General features: G+C 66.8%; 23 protein-coding genes. 16 read left to right on the top strand and 7 right to left on the bottom strand.

Translation table 11 applies throughout. The features are described 5' to 3' along the window. Window position 1: 1 nt before the first annotated feature. Genes phnK through BLM15_RS22605 form a run of 5 tightly spaced genes read left to right on the top strand, consistent with a single transcriptional unit; the run spans window position 2 to window position 4,051 of the window. A complete protein-coding gene (gene phnK / locus BLM15_RS22625; RefSeq protein ID WP_126116303.1) occupies window positions 2-802 on the top strand; it encodes a phosphonate C-P lyase system protein PhnK in 801 nt (266 codons plus the stop codon). A 46-nt stretch (window positions 803-848) separates the two neighbouring features. Then, window positions 849-1,547 carry a phosphonate C-P lyase system protein PhnL gene (gene phnL / locus BLM15_RS22620; protein WP_126114871.1) on the top strand — a complete coding sequence of 233 codons (699 nt, stop codon included), beginning with the start codon at window positions 849-851 and terminating at the stop codon, window positions 1,545-1,547. After that, complete coding sequence (locus BLM15_RS22615) at window positions 1,547-2,686, top strand: alpha-D-ribose 1-methylphosphonate 5-triphosphate diphosphatase (RefSeq protein WP_126114870.1); 1,140 nt, start codon at window positions 1,547-1,549, stop codon at window positions 2,684-2,686. The genes phnL and BLM15_RS22615 overlap by 1 nt, the downstream gene beginning before the upstream one ends. A gap of 7 nt (window positions 2,687-2,693) precedes the next feature. Further along, complete coding sequence (locus BLM15_RS22610; protein WP_126114869.1) at window positions 2,694-3,395, top strand: DUF1045 domain-containing protein; 702 nt, start codon at window positions 2,694-2,696, stop codon at window positions 3,393-3,395. A gap of 35 nt (window positions 3,396-3,430) precedes the next feature. Further along, the gene (locus BLM15_RS22605) at window positions 3,431-4,051 is read left to right on the top strand and encodes an LbetaH domain-containing protein (protein ID WP_126114868.1); all 621 of its coding nucleotides are present in this window, start codon (window positions 3,431-3,433) and stop codon (window positions 4,049-4,051) included. Window positions 4,052-4,100: 49 nt separating this feature from the next. Here the strand turns inward: BLM15_RS22605 and ppa are convergent, their stop codons facing one another. Further along, entirely contained in the window at window positions 4,101-4,640 is a 540-nt protein-coding gene (gene ppa, locus BLM15_RS22600) for an inorganic diphosphatase (protein WP_126114867.1), read from the bottom strand. A gap of 146 nt (window positions 4,641-4,786) precedes the next feature. On the opposite strand from ppa, the gene BLM15_RS22595 reads away from it, so the two are divergent. Then, window positions 4,787-5,509 (top strand): fused DSP-PTPase phosphatase/NAD kinase-like protein, encoded by a 723-nt coding sequence (locus tag BLM15_RS22595; protein WP_126114866.1) that lies wholly within the window; start codon window positions 4,787-4,789, stop codon window positions 5,507-5,509. A gap of 3 nt (window positions 5,510-5,512) precedes the next feature. Here BLM15_RS22595 and BLM15_RS22590 read toward each other — a convergent pair whose 3' ends face one another. The 3 genes from BLM15_RS22590 to hmuQ all read right to left on the bottom strand — a co-directional run bounded on the left by BLM15_RS22590 (window position 5,513) and on the right by hmuQ (window position 8,094). Continuing rightward, a complete protein-coding gene (locus tag BLM15_RS22590; RefSeq protein ID WP_126114865.1) occupies window positions 5,513-6,961 on the bottom strand; it encodes a hypothetical protein in 1,449 nt (482 codons plus the stop codon). 240 nt (window positions 6,962-7,201) lie between these two features. Continuing rightward, window positions 7,202-7,732 (bottom strand): heme utilization cystosolic carrier protein HutX, encoded by a 531-nt coding sequence (gene hutX, locus BLM15_RS22585; protein WP_126114864.1) that lies wholly within the window; start codon window positions 7,730-7,732, stop codon window positions 7,202-7,204. Between the two features lie 14 nt (window positions 7,733-7,746). Beyond that, window positions 7,747-8,094, bottom strand: a complete 348-nt coding sequence (gene hmuQ / locus BLM15_RS22580) for a heme-degrading protein HmuQ (protein ID WP_126114863.1) — start codon at window positions 8,092-8,094, stop codon at window positions 7,747-7,749. Between the two features lie 213 nt (window positions 8,095-8,307). Here hmuQ and BLM15_RS22575 point away from each other — a divergent pair, with 213 nt between their 5' ends. From BLM15_RS22575 to sugE, 7 genes are all read left to right on the top strand, one after another. After that, entirely contained in the window at window positions 8,308-9,279 is a 972-nt protein-coding gene (locus BLM15_RS22575) for a heme/hemin ABC transporter substrate-binding protein (RefSeq protein WP_126114862.1), read from the top strand. After that, window positions 9,276-10,391 carry a FecCD family ABC transporter permease gene (locus tag BLM15_RS22570; RefSeq protein WP_126114861.1) on the top strand — a complete coding sequence of 372 codons (1,116 nt, stop codon included), beginning with the start codon at window positions 9,276-9,278 and terminating at the stop codon, window positions 10,389-10,391. Before BLM15_RS22575 ends, BLM15_RS22570 begins: the two co-directional genes overlap by 4 nt. Before the next feature lie 2 nt (window positions 10,392-10,393). Continuing rightward, window positions 10,394-11,242 (top strand): heme ABC transporter ATP-binding protein, encoded by an 849-nt coding sequence (locus tag BLM15_RS22565; protein ID WP_126114860.1) that lies wholly within the window; start codon window positions 10,394-10,396, stop codon window positions 11,240-11,242. A 119-nt stretch (window positions 11,243-11,361) separates the two neighbouring features. After that, entirely contained in the window at window positions 11,362-12,618 is a 1,257-nt protein-coding gene (gene serA / locus BLM15_RS22560; RefSeq protein WP_126114859.1) for a phosphoglycerate dehydrogenase, read from the top strand. Between the two features lie 237 nt (window positions 12,619-12,855). Further along, window positions 12,856-13,488, top strand: coding sequence for a glutathione S-transferase family protein (locus BLM15_RS22555; RefSeq protein WP_126114858.1), 633 nt, complete (start codon window positions 12,856-12,858; stop codon window positions 13,486-13,488). A 28-nt stretch (window positions 13,489-13,516) separates the two neighbouring features. After that, a complete protein-coding gene (locus tag BLM15_RS22550; RefSeq protein ID WP_126114857.1) occupies window positions 13,517-14,440 on the top strand; it encodes a DMT family transporter in 924 nt (307 codons plus the stop codon). Between the two features lie 62 nt (window positions 14,441-14,502). After that, window positions 14,503-14,820, top strand: coding sequence for a quaternary ammonium compound efflux SMR transporter SugE (gene sugE, locus BLM15_RS22545; RefSeq protein WP_126114856.1), 318 nt, complete (start codon window positions 14,503-14,505; stop codon window positions 14,818-14,820). Between the two features lie 5 nt (window positions 14,821-14,825). On the opposite strand, the gene BLM15_RS22540 is transcribed toward sugE, so the two are convergent. Together BLM15_RS22540 and BLM15_RS22535 are read right to left on the bottom strand one after the other, a co-directional pair. Next, window positions 14,826-15,728 (bottom strand): LysR family transcriptional regulator, encoded by a 903-nt coding sequence (locus tag BLM15_RS22540; RefSeq protein WP_126114855.1) that lies wholly within the window; start codon window positions 15,726-15,728, stop codon window positions 14,826-14,828. Window positions 15,729-15,753: 25 nt separating this feature from the next. Continuing rightward, on the bottom strand, window positions 15,754-16,725 hold the full coding sequence (locus tag BLM15_RS22535; RefSeq protein WP_126114854.1) for a KpsF/GutQ family sugar-phosphate isomerase: 972 nt from the start codon (window positions 16,723-16,725) through the stop codon (window positions 15,754-15,756). Between the two features lie 149 nt (window positions 16,726-16,874). On the opposite strand from BLM15_RS22535, the gene BLM15_RS22530 reads away from it, so the two are divergent. Further along, complete coding sequence (locus BLM15_RS22530) at window positions 16,875-18,446, top strand: outer membrane beta-barrel protein (protein WP_164547610.1); 1,572 nt, start codon at window positions 16,875-16,877, stop codon at window positions 18,444-18,446. A 131-nt stretch (window positions 18,447-18,577) separates the two neighbouring features. Here the strand turns inward: BLM15_RS22530 and BLM15_RS22525 are convergent, their stop codons facing one another. Continuing rightward, on the bottom strand, window positions 18,578-19,456 hold the full coding sequence (locus BLM15_RS22525) for a UTP--glucose-1-phosphate uridylyltransferase (protein ID WP_126114852.1): 879 nt from the start codon (window positions 19,454-19,456) through the stop codon (window positions 18,578-18,580). Window positions 19,457-19,779: 323 nt separating this feature from the next. Between BLM15_RS22525 and galE the strand changes: the two genes are divergently transcribed. Together galE and BLM15_RS22515 are read left to right on the top strand one after the other, a co-directional pair. After that, complete coding sequence (gene galE / locus BLM15_RS22520) at window positions 19,780-20,769, top strand: UDP-glucose 4-epimerase GalE (RefSeq protein WP_126114851.1); 990 nt, start codon at window positions 19,780-19,782, stop codon at window positions 20,767-20,769. A gap of 154 nt (window positions 20,770-20,923) precedes the next feature. Further along, on the top strand, window positions 20,924-22,159 hold the full coding sequence (locus BLM15_RS22515) for a lytic murein transglycosylase (RefSeq protein ID WP_126114850.1): 1,236 nt from the start codon (window positions 20,924-20,926) through the stop codon (window positions 22,157-22,159). Window positions 22,160-22,188 lie beyond the last annotated feature (29 nt).

The raw sequence follows: 22,188 nt of genomic DNA, 5'->3' as shown, positions 1-22,188 counted from the left end.
CATGCAGGTCAATCCGCAGGAGCTCGCCCTCGATCCCGCTCCGCTGCTCTCGGTCGCCGGCGTCTCCCGCTTCTATGGCGAGCGCATCGGCTGCGCCGATGTCTCCTTCGACCTCTGGCCGGGCGAGGTGCTGGGCATCGTCGGCGAATCCGGCTCCGGCAAGTCGACCCTGCTGCGTTGCCTCGCCGGCATCGACAAGCCCGACGAAGGCGAGGTCCTGTTCCGCGGCGGGGTCGAACCGCTCGACATCTATTCGGTCGCCGAGCAGGAGCGGCGCCGGCTGATGCGCACCGCCTGGGGCATCGTTCACCAGAACCCGCGCGACGGCCTGCGCATGGACGTCTCGGCCGGCGGCAATGTCGGCGAGCGGCTGATGGACAATGGCGCCCGCCACTACGGCAGGATCCGCGAGACTGCGCTCGACTGGCTGCAGCGCGTCGAGATCGCCGGCAATCGCGTCGACGACAGGCCGCGCCAGTTCTCCGGCGGCATGCAGCAGCGCCTGCAGATCGCCCGCGTGCTGGTCTCCGAACCGAAGCTGGTCTTCATGGACGAGCCGACCGGCGGCCTCGACGTCTCCGTGCAGGCCCGCCTGCTCGACCTGCTGCGCGTGCTGGTGCGCGATCTCGGCCTCGCCGCGATCATCGTCACCCATGATCTTGCCGTCGCCCGGCTCCTCACCGACCGTCTGATGGTGATGAAGGACGGCCGCGTCGTCGAGCAGGGCCTGACCGACCAGGTCCTCGACGATCCCCAGCATGCCTACACGCAATTGCTGACATCGGCAGTGCTCACCGTATGAGCGCCGTCACAACCGCGTCACCCCGAACCCGCAAGGCATCTCGATCATGACAACGATGATTCACGTCGAGAACGTCGCCAAGGAATTCACCCTGCACAATCAGGGCGGCGTACGCTTGCCGGTGTTCGACAACGTCAACTTTTCGGTCGCCGCCGGCGAGGCGCTGGTGCTGGCGGGCGCGTCCGGCGCCGGCAAGTCGAGCCTGCTGCGCATCCTCTACGGCAATTACCGGCCGACCTCCGGCACCATCGCCATCACCCATGGCGGCCGCCCGATCGACATCGTCTCGGCCGTGCCGCGCACCGTGCTCGACATCCGCCGCCGCACGCTCGGCTTCGTCTCGCAGTTCCTGCGCGTCATCCCCCGCGTCACGGCGCTCGATATCGTCCGCGATCCGCTGCTCGCCCGCGGCGCCACACCCGAGGAAGCGAGCGAGCGCGCCAGGACCATGTTGGCGCGGCTCAACCTGCCGGAGCGGCTTTGGCACCTCGCGCCCGCGACCTTCTCCGGCGGCGAGCAGCAGCGCGTCAACATCGCCCGCTCCTTCGTCGATCCCTCGCCGATCATGCTGATCGACGAGCCGACCGCCTCACTCGACGCCAACAACCGCAATGTCGTAGTCAAGCTGATCGCCGAGGCGCGCGAGCAGGGCTCCGCCATCGTCGGTATCTTCCATGACGAGGCCGTGCGAGAGGCTGTCGCGACCCGCTATCTCGACATCACCGATTTCCGGAAGGCCGCCTGATGTCCACCATCCTGACCAATGCCCGCCTGATCCTCGAGGACGAGGTCGTCACCGGGACCATCGCCTTCGACGAGAACGGCATCCGCTCGGTCGATCAGGGCCGCTCCTCTTTGCCGGAGGCGATCGACGTCGCGGGCGACTATGTCGCGCCCGGCCTCGTCGAGATGCACACCGACAACATGGAAAAGCACTTCATGCCACGCCCGAAGGTCTTCTGGCCGAACGGGCTCGCGGCGGCTTTGGTCCATGACGCTCAGATGGCCGCGGCCGGCGTCACCACCGTCTATGACGCGATCTGCGCCGGCACGCCTTTCTCGGCCAAGGACTACCGCAAGGACATCTTCGCCGACGTCATGGATGCACTCCGGCTCGGCACGGCCGAGAACGTCTTCCGCATCGACCATCGCATCCATATGCGCTGCGAGCTGACCAGCCCGGACCTGCTCCGCGACATCGAGCCCTATCAGGACGACAGCCTCGTCCAGCTCGTCTCGCTGATGGACCACACCCCCGGCCAGCGGCAATGGCGCGATATCGCGCACCTGCGCACCTATGCTCTCGGCAACGGCAAGACCGAATCCGAGTTCGAGGAGGACGTCGTCGTCCGCCAGCGCGAGGGCCAGGCCAATGTCGGCCGCAACTGGAGCGCCGTCGTCGAGATGTTCCAGGCGCGCGGCATCCCGATCGCGACCCATGACGACACCACGATCGAGCATGTCGAGGCCGGCATCGCATCGGGTGCGGTGATCTCGGAGTTCCCGACCACGGTCGAGGCGGCGCAGGCTGCCAAGCAGCGAGGCCTCGCCACCATCGCCGGTGCCCCCAACGTCGTGCGCGGCGGCTCGCATTCCGGCGGTGTCTCGGTCGCCGAGCTCGCCGAAAAGGACCTGCTCGACGGGCTCTCCTCCGACTATGTCCCGGCGAGCCTGCTCCAGGCCGTGCTCAAGCTCAACGACAAGCACGGCATCGCCCTGCCGGCGGCAATGGCCAAGGTGACCTGGAAGGTCGCCGACATCCTAGGCCTCAGGGATCGCGGCCATCTCAAGCCCGGTCTGCGCGCCGATCTCGTGCGCTTCCGGGCGCTGGGCGCGACGCCGGTGATCACCACCGTCTGGTCGCAGGGACACCGGGCCTTCTGAGCGCAGCATGACCCAGACCGCGCCGCGCTACGCGCTCTACTACGCCCCCGCCGCCGACAGTGCCCTCTGGCGCTTCGGCAGCGCGACGCTGGGCTATGACGCCGTCACCGGCGCGGACATCGCTTTCGCCGTCCCGCCCGGCCGCGACGAGCTCGACTGGCCTGAGCTGACGGCCGAACCGCGCCACTACGGCTTCCACGCCACGCTGAAGGCGCCGTTCGAGCTGGCCAGTGGCCGTAACGAAGGCGCTCTGCGCGCCTTTGCGCGCAATTTTGTCGCGGGACGGCCGCCCGTCCGGCTTGCCGGGCTCTCCATCAACGCGCTCGGCCACTTCATCGCCCTCACCCCGTCCGAGCCGAGCGATGAGCTGCAACGCTTCGCCTTCGACATCGTCCAGGCCTTCGAGCCGTTCCGTGCCCCGCTCTCGCAAGCCGACCTGGCGCGACGCCTCCAAAGCCCGCTGACCCCGGCCCACCGCGCCTATCTCGAGGCCTATGGCTACCCCTACGTCGGCGACGCCTTCCGTTTCCATATGACACTGACCGGGTCCCTGACGGACGAGCAGGTTACCCCCGTCAAAGCCTCCCTGATCTGGGCTTACGCCGAGGCCGTGCCTAGCCGACCCGTTGCGGTCGACCGCGTCGCCATCTTCAAGCAGGAGAGCCGTAGCAGTCGCTTCGTCCTGCTCGACAGCTTCCCCCTCGGCTGAAGCCGAGCAGCCACCGTCTCGCGAGGAGTCCCGTCATGGCAGGCAAGAAGCTCGGGCTCGCACCCGTGATCGACCCGACCGCCAGGGTTCGCGACGCCGTACTCGGCCGCTATACCGAGATCGGCGCCCGCACCTCGTTCGCGGAATCGACGCTCGACGACTATTCCTATGTCGTGAACGATTCCGACGTGATCTACACGACGATCGGCAAGTTCTGCTCGATCGCGGCGCACACCCGCATCAACCCCGGCAACCATCCGATGCAGCGGGCGAGCCAGTCGCACTTCACCTACCGCGCCAGCGCCTATTTCGAGGATGCTGAGGACGATGCCGCCTTCTTCGACTGGCGCCGTTCGACGCCCGTGACGATCGGCCACGATGTCTGGATCGGGCATGGCGCCATCGTGCTGGCCGGCCGCAGTATCGGAACCGGCGCGGTCGTCGCGGGCGGCGCGGTCGTAACCAAGGACGTGCCGGACTACACCATCGTTGCCGGCAACCCGGCCCGCATCATCCGCCGGCGGTTTACCGAGGCGGTCGCCGAGCAGCTCAAGGCGCTTGCCTGGTGGGACTGGGAGCACGCGCAACTGCGCACCGCGCTCGACGACTTTCGGGCGTTGTCAGTCGAAGCGTTTTTGGAGAAGCACGAGGGCTGACATCGGACCGGCGTCATGCTCGGGCTTGACCCGAGCATGACGCAAAGTCTCAGCCCTTCTTAGCTGCCTTCGCTCGCTCAATCGCCTCGACGATCAGCTGCTTGGCCTTGGTTGCGTCGCCCCAGCCGGTCAGCTTCACCCATTTGCCGGGCTCGAGATCCTTATAGTGCTCGAAGAAGTGCTGGATCTGATCGAGCGTGATCTGCGGCAGATCGGTGTAGTTCGTCACGTTCTCGTAGCGCTTGGTCAGCTTCGGCACCGGCACCGCGATGATCTTCTCGTCGCCGCCGCCCTCGTCCTCCATCATCATCACGCCGATCGGCCTGACTGCGATATAGGAGCCCGGCACCAGCGGACGCGTATTGGCGACGAGAACGTCGCAAGGATCGCCGTCCTCCGACAGCGTATGCGGGATGAAGCCGTAATTCCCGGGATAGCGCATCGGTGTATAGAGGAAGCGATCGACGAACAGCGTGCCTGCTTCCTTGTCCATTTCGTACTTGATCGGTTCGCCGCCAATGGCGACCTCGATCACGACGTTGACCTCTTCCGGGGGATTCTTGCCGATGGCGATGGCGTCGAGCCGCATGTACCTGACCTATCGATGACAAAACTTCGGGCGCCTTATGCGCGTTCCAGCCGCAAAGGCCAAGCCCGGGCTTTAGTCGCAAGGGGTTACCGATTTGCGCAAGCCGGCCGGCGCTGCTATCGGGCCGGCATGACAGGCGCTATTCCATGCTGAATCACTGGCGGCGGCCGGAAGATCGCTATGCAAGGCGCATGGCGCGGATCGCGCGCTGGGACCGCCCCTTGAGCGGCCGGCTCGATCGCACCCGCGCCTGGGCCAACATGCTGCTGGCCGACCACGGCATTTTCCGGCTCGCCTATCTCAACGCCCATCGCGTCACGCCGCAGCTCTGGCGCGCCGCCCAGCCGGCCCCGACGGACATCGCCTGGTTCGCCCGCCAGGGCGTCAAGACCATCGTCAACCTGCGCGGCGGCCGCGAGCACGGCGCCTGGCCGCTGCAGAAGGAAGCCTGCGAGCGCCACGGCATCGCGCTGGTCGAGTTCGTGCTGCGCTCGCGCGGCGCGCCTGATCGCGACACCCTCCTCGCCGCGCCGGCCTTCTTCGCCGAGCTGAAGACGCCTGCATTGGTTCACTGCAAGTCCGGCGCCGACCGGGCCGGCTTCTTCGCCGCGCTCTATCTGCTGGTCCATGAGAAGCGACCGCTCGCCGAGGCGATGGCAGAGCTCTCGCTGCGCTATGGCCATTTCCGCTTCGCCAAGACCGGCATCCTCGACGCCTTCTTCGAAACTTATGCGCGCGAAGGCGCGAGCAAGGGGATCGCGTTCCTCGATTGGGTCGCCAGCGACTACGATCCCGAACGGCTTGAGCGCGAGTTCAAGCCCGGCTTCTTCTCGTCACTGCTGGCAGACCGGCTGATCCGCCGGGAATAGCCCTCAGGCTGCTGCAGCATCCGCCGGCTCGGCGCCGATCCCGATCCAGGTCAGGCGCAGATGGAGCAGCAGGCGCGCCAGCGAAACCAGCCCGATCGCCGCGAGCAGGGCGAGAGACAAGCTGCCGAATCCCCAGATCACGACCGCGACGGTAGCCAGCGCCGCTGCATTGGCGATCATCTGGTTGTGCGGGCGGGAGGAGAAGGCTCCCATTTCCTGCAATGGCCCGACTAAGGCGCCGCAACCATAGAACAGCGCCATGATCGCCATCACCTCGCCGAGGCCGCCCCATTTGGTGCCGTCGAGGACGATCTCGTCCGCGCCGATCGCGACGAGCGCGATGGCAAGGAACAGCGCCGCCACGATGGCTGCCATCGCCAAAGTGAGCAGGCGTGCCCTCTTCTGACGATCATGGCCTTGATGCTTGCGCAGATCGCTCATCACCATGGGAATCGTCACCGCGCCGAACATCTGCGCCGGCATGTCGAGCAGACGCGTCGCCAGTGCCACATGCGCCGCCAGAACAGGATTGCTCGCCAGCGGCAATGCCAGCAGAGGCGCCGCCGAGAAGCCGAACGAAAGGAGCGCCGACGGCAGCAGATAGGTCGGCGAATTCCGCCATTGCCGGCCGGAGCCGCGCAGTTCGGCGCGCGACCAGCGCGACGAATGCAACAGCGGCAACAGCGAATGGCGCCGGCGCCACGCCACGTAGAGGGCAGCTACGGCGTGGCCGAAGGCGTCCGCGGCGAACAGCGCCAGGGCCGTCGGTCCGAGCGGCCAGATCAGCAGGATCATCATCCCGGGCTGGACCAGCGCCTGGACGATGTTGCTGTTGCCGATCGTGGCGAAATCCCCCTCGGCAGCAGCCTCTCCCAGGATCAGCCGCATCGCCGCACGGCTCGCCAGCGAGATCAGGAAGAGTGCGCCGAAGCCGCGCAGAACCCAGCCCTCCGATGCCGCGAACAGGATCACGATCGCCATCACACCGAGAAAGATCGCACCGGCAGCCAGTGCGAGTCGGAAGGCTCGGCCGAGATGCAAGCGCCCGCTGTTCTGGAAGAAGACCGCCTCGAAGCGCAGCAGCGCGGCGATCGACACGAAATTCGCCAGTGCCGCGAAGATCGCGAAATCGGCGAAGACCTTGGGCGGGCAGAGCGCAGCCGCCAGCAACAGTCCCCAGACGGACAGAAAGCGCGCCTGCACGAAACGTAGCGCCAGCATCGCCCCGTCGCGAAAACCGGCGCGCTTGGTGAGCGATGCGACCACCGCCTTCGGCCCCATCGCCGACGGCGTCAGGCCGATCAGATCCTTGGCCAGGCTGACCCGTGCCAAGGCAAGCTGCGCCGCCATATCCGCGTCCTCCGCCGGAAGCTCGAGCAGGTCATCCGCGCTTGCCGGCTGGCCACGGCGCTCGCCTGCCAGAGCCTGCGCGCGATCGATCGGATCGATCACGTCACATCGCTCCGCCAGCAAGAGGCTGCGCCTTTATGGTTAACGCTTGGTAAATGCTTTGACTTCCATGACATCGCCGGCCGCCCCCGTATCGCACGCGGCTCGTGGCGGAAAAGTGGCGATTGACGTCATTTGTCAGTGATCGGGCTGCGAGCCTTCGGACGCATCAAAGAAGAAGGCCTCCACCAGCAGACGGTGAAGGCCTCGTAGTGTGACGGCCCGGCCGAGAGCCGATTACGATCAGGCGAAGCTGCGCTTCAACGCCTCGAAGCGCTCAACCTGGTCCGGCAGCAATTCGCGGGCCTCGTCGCGGCGGACGAAGACCTTGAACATCGCCTCGCCGGCGCCGTTGAAGAACTGCACCGAGCAGGAGCGGCGGCCATGGAAGGCACGGTCGACGAGATAGATCGCCGCGCAGTTGCCCGCCTTGATATGCCCGCCGATCGGGCTGTCGCCATGGATGTTGTAATAGCCATGGCCAAAGGAGCCGACCGGCAGCGAGCCCTCGCATTCGAGCACGATGTCGGGCGTGTGCACGATGAAAAGCACCGTGCCCCAAGTCGAGAGCTCCTGCCAGAGCGCCTCGAAGCGCTCGGCCGCAATGTAGAGGCGCTGCTCCTCCGGCGTTGCCTCCAGCACCGCGAGGGTCGAAACGCCGTGCTCGCGCGCGACGGCCTCGATCACCCCGTCCGGCTTGGCGGCGAGTGCCGCCCGGACCTTCTCCATAGCGTCGGCGGATGCAGCCGGCGCCAGCGTCTCGGTAAGCGACATGATCCTTTAGCCCCTCACTCGGCGGCCTGGCGCGGCAGACGCGGGTTGTGCTCGGTCAGGATCGTCTCGAAGCCCTCGAACTCCGGATGGCCGAGATAAAGCGGCGTCGGCCTCGGCTGACCGGCACTGCGATGCGACTCGCGGAACTGCTCCGACTTGGTCCAGGCGGTGAAATCGTCCTTCGAGGCCCAGGTGGTGTGCGAGGAATAGAGGGTATGATCCTCCTTCTCCGGCCCCTTGAGCAGATGGAAGGCGATGAAGCCCGGCATCTCGTCGAGGCGCGTCTTGCGCGAGGACCAGACTGTCTCGAAGGCCCCCTCCTCTCCCTTGACGACCTTGAAGCGGTTCATGGCGATGAACATCGGGAAATCCTCGGCGGTTCCGGAACAGGTGATCACGGGCGGCCCGCGCCGCTCTTGACCCTCCTTAGTAAAGCCGAATATCACCGTCAACAACGGCTCGATGATCGCTGTTTTGAACGATTATAAACTGAGCCAATACTTTGGAATGACTGTAGAGTGGGAAGCTGCCGCTATAAGGCCGCTTGCTGCGCTGCGGCGAGCCACGAGATGCTCATGCACGACCTGTCATCCTCTGCACCAAATCCACTCGCCGGCCTGAAGGCGAAACGCCTCGGCCGCGAGCTCGCCGCCGCCATCGCCCTCAGCGCGCTGGCCGCCCTCGGCTTCGCGGGCGATCTCCGTTCCGGCAGCTTCATCGCCACCGCGCAGGCCCAGACCGCGGAGCGCATCGTCGCAGCCGGCGGCATCGTCACCGAAGTGCTCTACGCCCTCGGCCTGAAGGACAATATCGTCGGCGTCGATACCCCCAGCCAATGGCCGCCGGAGGCGCAGAAGGACAAGAAGAGCGTCGGCTATGTCAGGGCGCTCTCGGCCGAAGGCGTGCTCTCGCTGAAGCCCTCGCAGATCATTGCCGTCGAGGGCGCCGGCCCACCTGACGCCCTCGCGCTGCTCAAGGAATCCGGCACGCCGATCACGATGATCCCAGAAGCACTGACGCCGGAGGCGGTGGTCGCCAAGATCGCGGCGATCGGCAAGGCCGCCGGCGCCGCCGAGCCGGCACAGCAGCTCGCCGCCACGGTCAAGACCCGTTTCGACGAGCTCGACCGGCTGCGCACCGGCTTGCCGAAGCAGAAGCGCGTCCTGTTCGTACTCTCTCTCCAAAATGGCCGCACCATGGTCGGTGGGCGCAACAGCACCGCCGATGCGATCATCGCGCTCGCCGGTGGCGTCAACGCCGCCAGCGCGGTCGAAGGCTTCAAGCCGATGACCGACGAGGCGATCATCACGGCGGCCCCCGATGTCGTGCTGATGATGCGCTTCAGCAGCGCCCACAACGCGACGCCCGACGAGCTGTTCGCTATGCCAGCCTTCTCGCAGACGCCTGCCGCAAAGCAGAAGGCGTTGATCCGGATGGACGGGCTCTATCTGCTCGGCTTCGGCCCGCGCACGCCCAACGCGGCCCGCGACCTGATGGCCGAGCTTTATCCCGAAGCCAAGATCGCCCAGCTTTCCGCCGCGAAATGACGCTCGCCGTGAAGCAGACGTCGAGTGCGAGCGCCACCGCGCTGGCTATCCTCGCCGAGGGGCGACGCCGCAAGGGCATCATCGCGGTCGCAGCGCTGGTCGGCTTTTGCCTGCTGCTGATGCTGCTCTCGCTCGGCGCCGGCGCCTTCGCTATCGCGCCCGGCCGGGTCGCCGATATCCTGATGGCCAAGCTCGGCATCGGCCAGGTTGAGCTGCTCGACAGCCGCGAGGCGCTGGTCGTGCTCAACATCCGCATGCCGCGCCTGCTGCTCGGCGCGCTGGTCGGGGCGGCGCTCGCCATCTCGGGCGCCCTGATGCAGGGCCTGTTCCGCAATCCTCTCGCCGATCCCGGCCTCGTCGGCGTCTCGACCGGTGCCGGGCTTGCCGCTGCCGCGACGATCGTGCTCGGCGACCGCTTCTTCCTCTCGAACTTCGCGATGAAGCTGCCCTTCGCGTTGCTGCCCTTCGGCGCCTTCTTCGGCGGGTTGGTCTCGACGCTGGCGCTCTATCTGATCGCGACCCGCCAGGGCCGCACCTCAGTCGCGACCATGCTGCTCGCCGGTGTTGCCCTCGGCGCGCTTGCGGGCTCGCTTACTGGCCTGCTCGCCTTCATCTCCGATGATCGGCAGTTGCGCGACCTGACCTTCTGGTCGCTCGGCAGTCTCGGCGGTGCGAGCTGGACCAAGCTCTCCGTGGTCGCCCCGATCGTGCTGCCGCTGCTGTTTGCCGTGCCCCTGCTGGCGCGCGGCCTCAATGCCCTCATGCTCGGCGAGGCCGAGGCCTATCATCTCGGCGTGCCTGTCCAGCGCATCAAGGCGCTCGCGATCCTGCTGGTTGCGCTCGCCGTCGGTGCCAGCGTCGCCTCGGCCGGCGTGATCGGCTTCGTCGGCATCGTCGTGCCGCATCTGATCCGGCTCTCGATCGGGCCCGATCACCGCCTGCTGCTGCCGCTCTCGGCGATCGGCGGAGCGGCCTTGCTGGTCGGCGCCGACATCGTCGCCCGCCTCGTCGTCGTGCCAGCCGAACTGCCGATCGGCATCGTCACCGCCTTCATCGGCGCGCCCTTCTTCCTCTGGCTGCTGCTGCGTCGTGGCCGGATCGCGGAGCTCTAGCCATGGCCGCGATCCTGGAAGCGGATGATCTTTCCTTCTCGGTGCGTAGCAGCACTCTCGTGCGCGGCGCCTCGCTGACGCTCCAAGAGGGCGCCACCACCATCGTTGTCGGCCCCAACGGCGCCGGCAAGTCGACCCTGCTCAAGCTCCTCACCGGTGAACTTTCGCCCTCGCAGGGCGCGGTCCGCCTGGACGGGATGGCGCTGCCGCAGATTCCCGGCTGGGAGCTCGCCTGCCGCCGCGCGGTCATGGTGCAGAACCAGCGCCTCGCCTTCCCGTTCAGCGTCTACGAGGTCGCGCGGCTCGGCCTCGAAGGTGTCGGCCGGGCACAGTCGCGTGCCCGCAAGGAGCAGATCATCGCTCAGGCGCTCGAGACCGCCGGCGTCATCGGCCTTGCCGGCCGCCAGTACCAGACATTGTCAGGCGGCGAGCAGCAGCGCGTCCAGTTCGCCCGCGCGCTCTGCCAGCTCGAGGCCGGGCGCAGCGTCGCGCAGCGCCAGATCCTCTTCCTCGACGAGCCGATCGCCAGCCTCGACCTCTGCCACCAACTCTCCTTGCTGGACGCAGCGCGCACCATCGCGGCGCAAGGCGCAGCCGTGCTGGTGGTGCTTCATGATCTCAACCTCGCCGTGACCTATGCCGACCGACTGGTGGTGATGCATGAGGGCGCGATCGTCGCCCAGGGCGAGCCGGCGACGATCCTCGACGACAATCTCCTGCGCGGCGTCTTCCGCGTCTCGCTCTCCTTCAGCCGCCTGCCGCCGGCCGGCCAGCCCTTCCTGCTGCCACAGCAGCATCTGACGCCGGTGCCGCCGGGAGGCGTCGTGCCGCTGCGCGCCGCTAGCGCATAGCGCGAGGCAGACGCGACAACTTTGCGGTTGTGCACTGCGACAACAGGTCTATAGCGAGCGCTCCGGCGCCTTCCGCCCGACCAGGCGAGTGGGCGCATCGCTGGATCGTCGAGCGCGCCATGAATCTCCCCACCGACCGGCTTTCCTTCCCGAAGGACCGCCTCCGCGTCCTGCTGCTCGAAGGCATCAATGATTCCGCCGTCGCTGCCCTGCAGCAGGCCGGCTACACCAACCTGACGCGCCTGCCGAAGGCGCTCGACGAGGCCCAACTCGTCGAAGCCATCGAGAAGACCCACATCCTCGGCATCCGTTCGCGCACGCAGCTGACCGAGCCGGTCTTTTCCGCCGCAAAACGCCTCTTCGCCGTCGGCTGCTTCTCGGTTGGCACCAACCAGGTCGATCTCGACGCGGCTCGCCTGCGCGGCATCCCGGTCTTCAACGCGCCCTTCTCCAACACCCGCAGCGTCGCCGAGCTGACCATCGGCGAGATCGTCATGCTGCTGCGCCGGATCACCGACCGCTCGGTCTCGGCCCATGTCGGCGGCTGGGACAAATCGGCCAACGGCTCCTTCGAAGTCCGCGGCAAGGTCCTCGGTATCGTCGGCTACGGCAATATCGGCAGCCAGCTCTCGAACATCGCCGAGGCGATGGGCATGCGCGTGATCTACTACGATCACACCGACCGCCTGCGCCACGGCAACACTGAGCCAGTCGAGAGCCTGAGCGCCCTGCTGGCGAACAGCGACGTGGTCTCGCTGCACGTGCCGGAAACGCCTGCGACGAACGGCATGATCGGCAAGGCCGAGATCGCTGCGATGAAGCAGGGCGCTTATCTCATCAACAATTCGCGTGGCACGGTCATCGATCTCGATGCCCTTGCCGAGGGGCTGAAGAGCGGCCATCTCGCCGGCGCCGCGGTCGACGTCTTCCCGAAGGAGCCGGCGTCCAATGTCGAGCGCTTCGTCACGCCGCTCCAGGGTCTGCCCAACGTCATCCTGACCCCGCATATCGGCGGCTCGACCGAGGAGGCGCAGGAGCGCATTGGCGCCGAGGTGGCGCGCAAGCTGGTCGACTATTCCGATGTCGGCTCGACCGTCGGCGCGGTCAACTTCCCGCAGGTGCAATTGCCGGCGCGCCCGACCGGCACCCGCTTCATCCAGGTCCAACGCAATGCACCCGGCATGCTGCGCCGCCTCAACGACGTCTTCGCCAGCCGCAACATCAACATCGCCGCCCAGAATTTCCAGACCGACGGCGAGATCGGCTATGTCGTGATGGAGGCCGATCCGGTCGGCGAGGTCGCGCGCGAGATCATCGAGGAGATCAGGGCGCTGGACGGCACGATCCGGGCACGGCTGCTGTACGAGCGCGGCTGAGCTAATCCAACGGAATTCCAGCACGTCATGCTCGCCCTTGTGGCGAGCATCCACGTCTTGAACACCTGCAATCAGTGACGCGAAGGCGTGGATGGTCGGGACAAGTCCGACATGACGGGGAAGTACGGACCCATATCACGATCTGTGCAATTTTGCATTTTTATGAAGCCACATCACACATCGTGAGGCGCCATCGCACAGGCTATCTCATCGGCATCCAGACCTCGGAGCAAGCCGATGACCCCGATCGACCTCTATACCTACCAGACCCCGAACGGCCACAAGGCCTCGATCATGCTCGAGGAAACCGGGCTGCCCTACGCCATCAACCTCATCGATATCGAAGCGGGCGACCAGCTCCGGCCGAGCTTCCTGGCGCTCAACCCGAACAACAAGATCCCGGTCATCGTCGACCACGACCATGACCGGACCGTCTTCGAATCCGGCGCGATCCTGCTCTACCTCGCCGAGCGCTCCGGCGTGTTCCAGCCGAACGGCCCGCAGACTCTGGGCAAGACGCTGCAATGGAGCTTCTTCCAGGCGGCCCATATCGGGCCGATGATCGGCCAGCTCTGGCATTTCAAAGTCTTCGCCAAGGAGAAGCTCCCCTACGCGATCGAGCGCTATGAGCGCGAGACCGTCCGCATCCTTGGTGTCCTCAACGGCGAGCTGGCGCTGCGGCCCTATCTGGTCGAGGCCAGCTACGGCATCGCCGACATCATGGTCTGGCCTTGGATCAATGCCCTGCCCCAGCTCGGCGTGAGCCTTGCCGAAACCCCTCATCTCAAGCGCTGGCACGAGACGATCGCAGCCCGCCCCGCCGTGCAGCGCGGACTTGCCGTGCCGGCGCTCGCGTACGCCGGCGCCTGATCGACCTGGCCCGACAGGACTTCTCGTCATGGATACCCTCTTCATCCCCCTGTCCCTTGCGGCCGGCGGCCTGCTGGCAGTCCAGGCCGGCGCCAATGCGCAATTGTCGAAGGCGACCGGCAGCCCCTTCGCCGCGACAACGATCCAGGTCATCCTCGCAGCCATCCTGCTGCTGATCGTCGCGATCGCCACCGGCACAGGCGCCGCCTTCGGCGGACTGCACGCCGTGCCCTGGTGGCACGCGATCGGCGGCGTCGCGACGGCGCTCTATGTCGCCTCGACCATCTTGGTCTTCCCACGGCTCGGCGCGGTCGTCGCGGTCGGGCTGTTTATCGCCGGCCAGATGCTGGCCTCGCTCGGACTCGACAGGTTCGGCGTGCTCGGCGTGCCCCAGCAGCTCCCTAAGCCCGCAACCCTGCTTGGCACGCTTGCCGTGCTCGTCGGTGTGACCGCGATCGTCTTCGGCCAGAAGGGCGCAACCAGGGAGCTCTCCGGCTCCAAGCTCGGCTGGATGCTGCTCGCCCTCATCGCCGGCGCTGTGCTGCCCGTTCAGGGCGCGATCAATGGCCTGCTGCGGCACGATCTCGGCGCGCCCTTCGTCGTCGGCACGATCAGCTTCCTGGTCGCGACCTTGTCGATGCTGGTGGTGCTGCTGGTGACATTGGCCCTGATGAATGGCGCCAAGCCGCAGCTGGACGGCCTCAAGACGATGCCCTGGTGGGGCTGGATCGGCGCTGCTTGCGGCGCCACCTATGTCACCACGGTCTTCACCGCGATCCCCGCGATCGGCACCGCTGCCACGGTCGGCCTGACCGTCGCCGGCCAGCAGATCGTCTCGCTCTTCGTCGATCGCCATGGCTGGTTCCGCCTGCCCCAGCGCGAGATCTCACCCCTGCGCTTTGCCGGCGTCGCGGTCCTGCTGCTTGGCGTCGCCGCGATCAAGCTCTTCTGAACCGCGAAGCCTTCCCGACGATGCCGAACCGACGCCGTCCGCCCTCTTCATGGAGACATCCTATGTCCTGGTTGCTGCTCACCGGAGCCGGATTGCTCGAGATCGTCTGGGCGATCGCGCTGAAGCAGGCCGGCGGCTTCACGCGGCTGGGGCCGAGCGTGATCGGCATCGCCTCGGCGATCGCCAGCTTCGTCATGCTGTCGCTGGCGCTGAAGCAATTGCCGGTTGGCACCGCCTATGCGGTCTGGGTCGGCATCGGGGCGCTCGGCGTCGCGATTGTCGGCATCGTCGCCCTGGGCGAGAGCGCTTCGCCCATGCGCCTCGGCCTGCTCGCGCTGATCCTGGTCGGCGTGATCGGCCTCAAGCTGGTCGAGGCCTGAGCCGCTCAAGCGGAAGGCGTGGGCTCGCCCTCCAGCAAAGCGCGGCGCTTCCGGAAGGCGCCATAGGCGAACTCGGTGAAGGCGCGGACCCGCGCCGCGGCGCGCAGATCCTCATGGGTCAGGATCCAGAGCGCCGTCTCCATCTCCGGTATAGGACGGCGCACGCAAGCGAGAGCCGGAACGCTGTCGCCGAGATAGCAAGGCAGCGCCACCAGCCCGAGCCCCGCCACCGCCGCCTGCTGCATCGCCAACAGCGAGTCGGCCCTGAGTATGATCTCGCTCTTCGGCAGCTTCGCCTGCATCCAGCGCGCCACCGAGGTCCCGCCGAGCGTGTCGTCCGGCCCAACCCAGCGATGCTCGGTGAGGTCGGCGTGATCGTGCCACGAGAGATAGGCGGGCGCAGCATAGATCGCGAAGGCGATCTTGCCGACCCGGCGCCCGACCAGCGTCGCCGGCGGGTTGTCGGCGGTCCGCAAGGCGACATCGGCATCGCGCTTGGTCAGGTTGAACATCAGATTGGAGGCCGCGACCTCCAGGGCGATGCCGGGATGGGTCTCGCTGAATTCCGCGAGGATCTCCGGCAGGATCGAGCCCATCAGCGTGTCGGTGGCGGTAACCCGGAGCGTGCCGGAGAGGCGAAGGTCCTGCCCGGCGATCCTGCGTTCAAGCTCGGTGACGGTGCCGGAGATGCTCCGCGCCGCCGCGACCAATTCCTCGCCGCCGGCCGTCAGCACATAGCCGGTCGGCAGCCGTTCGAAGAGGCGTAAGGCCAATTGCTGCTCGAAGGCGGCAATGCGCCTGAGCACAGTCGAATGGTTGACGCGCAACTCGCGCGCCGCGCCGGCGAGCGAGCCGGCCTCGGCGACGGCGAGGACATAGCGCAGATCATCCCATTCGAGCGCGGCCATGAGCCTCCTCGCAAGATGCTAAGCGCTAGGCGACGCCCAGCGCCAGCAGATCGTGGACATGGACGAGGCCGACCGGCTTGTCGTCGGCATCGGCGACGATCAGCGCGGTGACACGCAGCCGATTGACCATCTCCAGCGCCTCGGCGGTGAGCGCATCCGGCGCGATCCGGCGCGGGTCCTTCGTCATCACGTCGCGCGCCACTCGTCCGCCCCAGCCGGCACCGAGCTTGCGGCGCAAATCGCCATCGGTGACGACGCCGGCGAGCTTGCCGTCGACATCGATGACGATGGCGCAGCCAAAACCCTTGGCCGTGATCATCGCGACGACATCGGCCATCGCCGCCATCTCGCCGACGACCGGCAGGCGTTCGCCGGAATGCATGATGGTCGCGACGGTCTTGAGCTGCGCGCCGAGCTTGCCGCCGGGGTGGTAGACGTAGAAATCCTGGCGCGAGAAGCCGCGCGCCTCGAGCAAGGCCACCGCGAGCGCATCGCCGAGCGCCATCTGCATCGTCGTCGACGTGGTCGGAGCAAGCCCATTCGGGCAGGCCTCCTGCGCCTTCGGCAGAACGAGCGCGATATCGGCCTCGCGGCCGAGGGCGCTGTCGCGGTTGGCGGTGATCGCGATCAGCCCGACACGGAAGCGGCGGGTATAGCCGACGATGGCCGAGAGCTCGGCCGCCTCGCCCGACCAGGACAGGGCAACGACGACATCCTCGGGTTGAACCATGCCGAGATCGCCATGGCTCGCCTCGGCCGGATGGACGAAATACGAGGGCGTGCCGGTCGAGGCGAGCGTCGCCACGATCTTCCTGGCGACATGGCCGGATTTGCCCATGCCGGTAACGATCACCCGGCCAGAGGCCGCGCGGATCATCTCGACGGCGGCGGTGAAGGGTTCGGCGAGGCCATTGCCGATCGCTTCGTGCAAGGCATCGAGCCCGGCGCGTTCGGTGGCGATGGTCCGCAGGGCGGAAGCGCTGATGGTCGCGGTCATGGAGCGCGCCTCTAGCATGGCGGGAGGCCGGCTGGCCACCGCTGCGCCAGCGTTGACGCAGCATTAACCCTCTTCGTTCTAACTCCATTAACCATGCGCGCCCTTCCGGCGCGCGAGAGCCTTTGCCTCGCCGGAGCACCGTCGCGCCAGTGTCCCGTTTTGCCAAGATCTGCTGGCTGGCAGGCGTCGCAAGCTGCGGCGTCGTTGCCGGGCTGACGACTTGGCCGACGCAGGTGGTTGCCCAGACCTCCGACCGGCAGGCGACGTCGTCAAACCGATCCGGCGCGCCGGCTTTGCGCACCGGGACTCCTAGTAATCTCGGGCAGACACAGGCGACCCAGACTTCGACCGGTCGGAACCAGATCGCCTCTCCCGACGCGGTCGACGAGCCTTCCGTCGCAACCCGTCGCCGCTCTGGTGCGATCTCCTCCGGTCAGCCGCCTCGTGCCAGCCAGCCAGTACGGTCCTCGCGCTTGCGCGGCATCACCCAGCGCGATATCCGCGCTCCGCAGCCGACGATAACCGCTCTGCCCCCGCCACTTCCGCCGGCGCCCGAGCCGCGCAAGCGCAAGCGGCCGGAGGAAGACCCCTACGCGCCGCTCGGCCTGCGCCTCGGCAATGTCATCCTGCGCCCGGCAATCACCGGCTCCGGCGGCTATGACAGCAATCCCTCGCGCGTGCCCGGGGCGAGCAAGGGCTCGCTGTTCAGCCGCACCGAGGGCGAGCTCGGCATCCAATCCGACTGGAACGTGCACGAGCTCACCGGCATGCTGCGTGGCGGCTACAGCCGCTACTATCGCGACGACAGCGCCTCGCGCCCGGATGCGGAAGGCAACATGTCGCTGCGCCTCGACGCGACGCGCGACACCCGCATCCTGCTCGAATCGCGCTTGCGTCTCGACACGCAGCGGCCAGGCTCACCCGATCTGTCGGCTGCCGTACAGGGCCGGCCAATCACCTGGAACTATGGCGCCGCGGCCGGCGTCACCCATGACATCAACCGTCTGCAGTTCACCTTGCGCGGCGCGGTCGACCGCCAGGACTACGAGGACGCCGATCTCAGCAACGGGCGTAAGCTGAGCCAGGCCGATCGCAACCAGACCCAATACGGCCTGCGCCTGCGCGCCGCCTACGAGGTGACGCCGGGTTTCAAGCCCTTCGTCCAGGGCGAGATCGACACCCGCCAGTTCGACGAGAAGGTCGATTCCAGCGGCTATATGCGTTCCTCCGACGGCTATACCGCCCGCCTCGGCTCGACCTTCGAGATCAGCCGCCTGCTCACCGCCGAGGTCTCGGTCGGCTATCAGGACCGCAAATACGAGGATGGCCGGCTGAAGAACCTGCGCGGCATCGTCGGCGACGCCGCGATCCTGTGGACGCCGACGCCGCTGACCACTGTGACGCTGCGCGGTGCCTCCGAGCTCGGCGACACTACCATCCCCGGCTCGAGCGGCACGACGGCACGGCGCGTTAATCTCGAAGTGGCGCATGCCCTGCGCCGGAACATCACCGTCACCGGTTTCGCCAGCTATGGCCGCACCGAATATGACGGCCAGGACCTGCGCGAGGACACGTCGACCATCGGCGCCAGGATCGAATACAAGCTGACCCGGACCTTCTCGGTCCGCGCCAGCTTCACCCATGAGCGCCTGAACTCGACCAACCAGGGCTCGGACTACACCGCCAACATCGCGCAGGTCGGGTTGCGGGTGCAGTTCTAATAGCCGCAGCGGTCATGCTCGGGCTTGACCCGAGCATCTCGGGCAGAATGGGCTCTCCCTTGGAGAAAGCCTCTTCCGGCCCGAGATTCCCGGGTCTGCGCTACGCTCCGCCCGGGAATGACGTAGCTGGCTTACCGCCCCAGCAGGCGCTCGATCTCGCCGCGCAATTGCGGGCCGAGATCGCCGCGCTCCAGTGCATAAGCGACATTGGCCGAGAGGAAGCCGATCTTCGAGCCGGTATCGTAGATGTCACCGTCGAAGCGCACCGCGAAGAACTTCTCGAGCTTTGCCAGGGCGATCATCGAATCGGTCAGCTGGATCTCGCCGCCGGCGCCCTTCTCCTGCTTGGCGAGCAGGTCGAAGATCGTCGGCTGCAGGATGTAGCGGCCGGTGATGTGCAGGTTCGACGGCGCCGTGCCCTTCGGCGGCTTCTCGACCATTCCGGTAATCTGCGAAACCTTGGCCTTGGCATCGTGCACGCCGACGATGCCGTATTGATGGGTCTGGTCCTCAGGCACCGGCGCAACGGCGATGTGGTTGCCGCCATGCTCCGCATGGGCCTCGATCATCTCGGCAAGGCAGCCCTTGCCGCTGGTGTGATGCAGCATATCGGGCAGCAGCAGCGCGAAAGGCTCGTCGCCGATGATGTCGCGCGCGCACCAGACGGCATGGCCGAGGCCGAGCGGCGCCTGCTGGCGGGTGAAGCTCGTGGCGCCGGCGGCCGGCAGATCGTGCTTGAGCGCGTCCAGCTCCTTGGTCTTGCCGCGCTTGGCCAGCGTGTCGTCGAGCTCGTAGGCCATGTCGAAATGGTCCTCGATCACGCCCTTGTTGCGGCCGGTGACGAAGACGAAATGCTCGATCCCGGCGGCGCGCGCCTCGTCGACCACGTGCTGGACCACTGGCCGGTCGACGATGGTCAGCATCTCCTTCGGAATCGCCTTGGTGGCGGGCAGGAAACGGGTGCCGAGACCAGCGACGGGAAAGACCGCCTTGCGGATTTTCTTGATCATGCGCGTCCATCTCGCGCGCTTGCCGCGCGCGCCTGCTGAAGATCGGAGGGCTTCGGGAGGAGCCGGCTTCGCCCGTTGATGCCGGTCTTGTTTAGGCTGACCCGCGATTCTGGCGAAAGCCGGGCCGGCCTCATTTTCAATTACCAGTCACGCCTTGCCGATACGTCAATGCTCTTGCTGTAGATTACTGGATTTGCCGCCCTGGCCACCATTCTTGCATGGCTTCACTGAAGCGGTGCCTGAGAATAGCCATGTCGCGCCGACAGGCTGGTTCGAACTGTCGTGATTCCGGTTTATGCGGATCACGTGACGAGGAGACGAAGATGGCGATTCTGGTTTCGGGCGGTGCCGGCTATATCGGCAGCCACATGGTTCTCGAGCTGCTGGACCGTGGCGAGAAGGTCGTGGTGCTCGACGATCTCTCGACCGGCTTCTGGTGGGCGGTGCCGCAGGAAGCGACTCTCGTGCGCGGCGACATGGGCGATCAGGCCCTGGTCGAGCGCACCATCGCCGAGCACGGCATCAGTGAGATCGCGCATTTCGCCGCCCGGATCGTCGTGCCGGACTCGGTATCAGACCCGCTCGGCTATTACCTCAACAACACCGTCAAGACGCGCGCGCTGCTGGAGAGCGCCGTGCGCGGCGGTGTCAAGCATGTGATCTTCTCCTCTACGGCCGCCGTCTATGGCGAGCCGCCGGTCTCGCCGGTGCCGGAGGAGATCGCACTCAATCCGATCAACCCCTATGGCCGCTCCAAACTGATGAGCGAGTGGATGCTCGGCGACGTCGCCCGCGCCCATGGCCTGACCTATGTTGCGCTGCGCTATTTCAATGTCGCCGGCGCCGATCCACGCGGCCGCTCCGGCCAATCCAGCGCCAACGCGACACATCTGATCAAGGTCGCGAGCCAGGCCGCGCTCGGCCAGCGCGCCGGGCTCGACATCTTCGGTACCGATTATGCGACGCCGGACGGCACCTGCGTCCGCGACTATATCCACGTCACCGACCTCGCCCGCGCCCATCTGGCGGCGCTCGACCACTTGCGCACCGGCGGCGAGAACCTGACGCTCAACTGCGGCTACGGCCGCGGCTATTCGGTCAAGGAAGTCGTCGAGGTGGTGAAGCAGGTTTCGGGCGTCGATTTCCCGGTTCGGCTCTCGCCGCGCCGTGACGGCGACCCGGCCGCGCTGGTCGCCAAGGCCGACCGCATCCGCTCTGAACTCGGTTGGCAGCCGGAGCATGACGATCTCACGGAAATCGTCACCCAGGCGCTGGCCTGGGAGGAGAGCCTGCGCAAACGCAACGCCAGCTGACGAGAGTCCGTTCCGATCAGCTTGCACCGCAAGCTGATCGGTAAAACGGTTTCCAAATTAGAAGCGAGAGCGATTTGGCGCGGCGTTAACCCATGGTTAACCTCGTTCGGGCGCTGTGGTGGAAAGAACCCGCGACCGAGCCAGAGGAGCAACCATGCGCCCCGTCACCGTTCTCGCCTTCGCTGTAGCGCTCGGCCTCGGGCCGGCGCTCGCGCAGACGACGGGTTCGATCAATCCGGCACGGGCGCAGACACCAAAACCCGAGGCGCGCCCAGCCGCCCCGGGCTTCGACGGCTTCCTGCGCACGCTCTGGCCCATGGCACAGGCCCGTGGCATCTCGCGCCAGACCTTCGACCTCGCCTTCCAGGGTGTGACACCCGATCCGTCGATCGTGGCATTGACGCAAAAGCAGTCGGAATTCGTCGCGCCGATCTGGAGCTATCTCAACAGCGCTGTCGGCGGCGGCCGGATCTCGCGCGGCCGCGAGATGCTGGAGGCCCATGCCGGCGTGCTGGCGCAGGCCGAGTCCCGCTATGGCGTGCCGAAGGAAATCATCCTCGGCATCTGGGGGATGGAGACCAATTACGGCTCGTTCAAGGGCGACAAGGATGTGATCCGCTCGCTCGCGACGCTGGCCAACATCCGCTATCGCGGCGATTTCTTCCGCGACGAGCTGCTGACCGCGCTGGAGTTGATCGAGAAGGGCCATGTCGAGCGCCGCGAACTGCGCGGCTCCTGGGCCGGTGCCATGGGCCACACCCAGTTCATGCCGTCGAGCTACATGAAGTACGCGGTCGACCAGACCGGCGACGGCCATGCCGATATCTGGACTTCGACCAGCGACGCCATCGCCTCGACCGCCAACTATCTCAAAGGCTATGGCTGGACCCCCGGCCTGCCCTGGGGCATCGAGGTCGTGGTGCCCGATGGCTTCGACCACAATCTCTACCGCGCGAGCTTCTCTTCCTTCCGCTCCGCCGGCGTACGCCGCGCCGATGGCGGCTCGCTGCCCTCCTCGGGCGAAGCGAGGCTGTTCTATCCGGCCGGCCACACCGGGCCCGCCATGCTGCTGACCGCGAATTTCGACGTCATCAAGAAATACAACTCCTCCGACGCCTATGCCCTCGCCGTCGGGCATCTCGGCGACCGGATCGTTGGGCGTCCGGCGTTGCAGGGCGAATGGCCGGTCAAGGCACCGCGGCTCGACAAGGCCGGCACCACCGACGTCCAGCGCCGGCTGAAAGCCCTCGGCCTCTATAATCACGATGCCGACGGCCGTATCGGTACCGGCACGCGCGAAGCGGTCCGGCAGTACCAGCTGAGGGTCGGCATGCTCGCTGACGGCTACCCGACGCCGGCGCTGCTGGCGCGGATGAAGGCACCCCGCTGACGAACCGGGCGATCGCGACTATATTGCCT

This window comes from Bosea sp. Tri-49, from assembly GCF_003952665.1.
Classification (GTDB): Bacteria; Pseudomonadota; Alphaproteobacteria; order Rhizobiales; family Beijerinckiaceae; genus Allobosea.
The sequence above is the reverse complement of the archived record's forward strand: the minus strand, read 5'-3'. Positions and strand labels throughout refer to the sequence as shown.

Bases quoted from the DNA above. Each gene is read 5' to 3' on its own strand.
- BLM15_RS22575 (WP_126114862.1), top strand. From the start codon at position 8,308: ATGCACGACCTGTCATCCTCTGCACCAAATCCACTCGCCGGCCTGAAG.
- BLM15_RS22515 (WP_126114850.1), top strand. From the start codon at position 20,924: ATGCGCCCCGTCACCGTTCTCGCCTTCGCTGTAGCGCTCGGCCTCGGG.
- BLM15_RS22610 (WP_126114869.1), top strand. From the start codon at position 2,694: ATGACCCAGACCGCGCCGCGCTACGCGCTCTACTACGCCCCCGCCGCC.
- galE (WP_126114851.1), top strand. From the start codon at position 19,780: ATGGCGATTCTGGTTTCGGGCGGTGCCGGCTATATCGGCAGCCACATG.
- phnK (WP_126116303.1), top strand. From the start codon at position 2: ATGCAGGTCAATCCGCAGGAGCTCGCCCTCGATCCCGCTCCGCTGCTC.
- ppa (WP_126114867.1), bottom strand. From the start codon at position 4,640: ATGCGGCTCGACGCCATCGCCATCGGCAAGAATCCCCCGGAAGAGGTC.
- BLM15_RS22595 (WP_126114866.1), top strand. From the start codon at position 4,787: ATGCTGAATCACTGGCGGCGGCCGGAAGATCGCTATGCAAGGCGCATG.
- hutX (WP_126114864.1), bottom strand. From the start codon at position 7,732: ATGTCGCTTACCGAGACGCTGGCGCCGGCTGCATCCGCCGACGCTATG.
- phnL (WP_126114871.1), top strand. From the start codon at position 849: ATGACAACGATGATTCACGTCGAGAACGTCGCCAAGGAATTCACCCTG.
- serA (WP_126114859.1), top strand. From the start codon at position 11,362: ATGAATCTCCCCACCGACCGGCTTTCCTTCCCGAAGGACCGCCTCCGC.
- BLM15_RS22565 (WP_126114860.1), top strand. From the start codon at position 10,394: ATGGCCGCGATCCTGGAAGCGGATGATCTTTCCTTCTCGGTGCGTAGC.
- BLM15_RS22535 (WP_126114854.1), bottom strand. From the start codon at position 16,725: ATGACCGCGACCATCAGCGCTTCCGCCCTGCGGACCATCGCCACCGAA.
- hmuQ (WP_126114863.1), bottom strand. From the start codon at position 8,094: ATGTTCATCGCCATGAACCGCTTCAAGGTCGTCAAGGGAGAGGAGGGG.
- BLM15_RS22550 (WP_126114857.1), top strand. From the start codon at position 13,517: ATGGATACCCTCTTCATCCCCCTGTCCCTTGCGGCCGGCGGCCTGCTG.
- BLM15_RS22525 (WP_126114852.1), bottom strand. From the start codon at position 19,456: ATGATCAAGAAAATCCGCAAGGCGGTCTTTCCCGTCGCTGGTCTCGGC.
- BLM15_RS22555 (WP_126114858.1), top strand. From the start codon at position 12,856: ATGACCCCGATCGACCTCTATACCTACCAGACCCCGAACGGCCACAAG.
- BLM15_RS22615 (WP_126114870.1), top strand. From the start codon at position 1,547: ATGTCCACCATCCTGACCAATGCCCGCCTGATCCTCGAGGACGAGGTC.
- BLM15_RS22540 (WP_126114855.1), bottom strand. From the start codon at position 15,728: ATGGCCGCGCTCGAATGGGATGATCTGCGCTATGTCCTCGCCGTCGCC.
- BLM15_RS22605 (WP_126114868.1), top strand. From the start codon at position 3,431: ATGGCAGGCAAGAAGCTCGGGCTCGCACCCGTGATCGACCCGACCGCC.
- BLM15_RS22570 (WP_126114861.1), top strand. From the start codon at position 9,276: ATGACGCTCGCCGTGAAGCAGACGTCGAGTGCGAGCGCCACCGCGCTG.
- sugE (WP_126114856.1), top strand. From the start codon at position 14,503: ATGTCCTGGTTGCTGCTCACCGGAGCCGGATTGCTCGAGATCGTCTGG.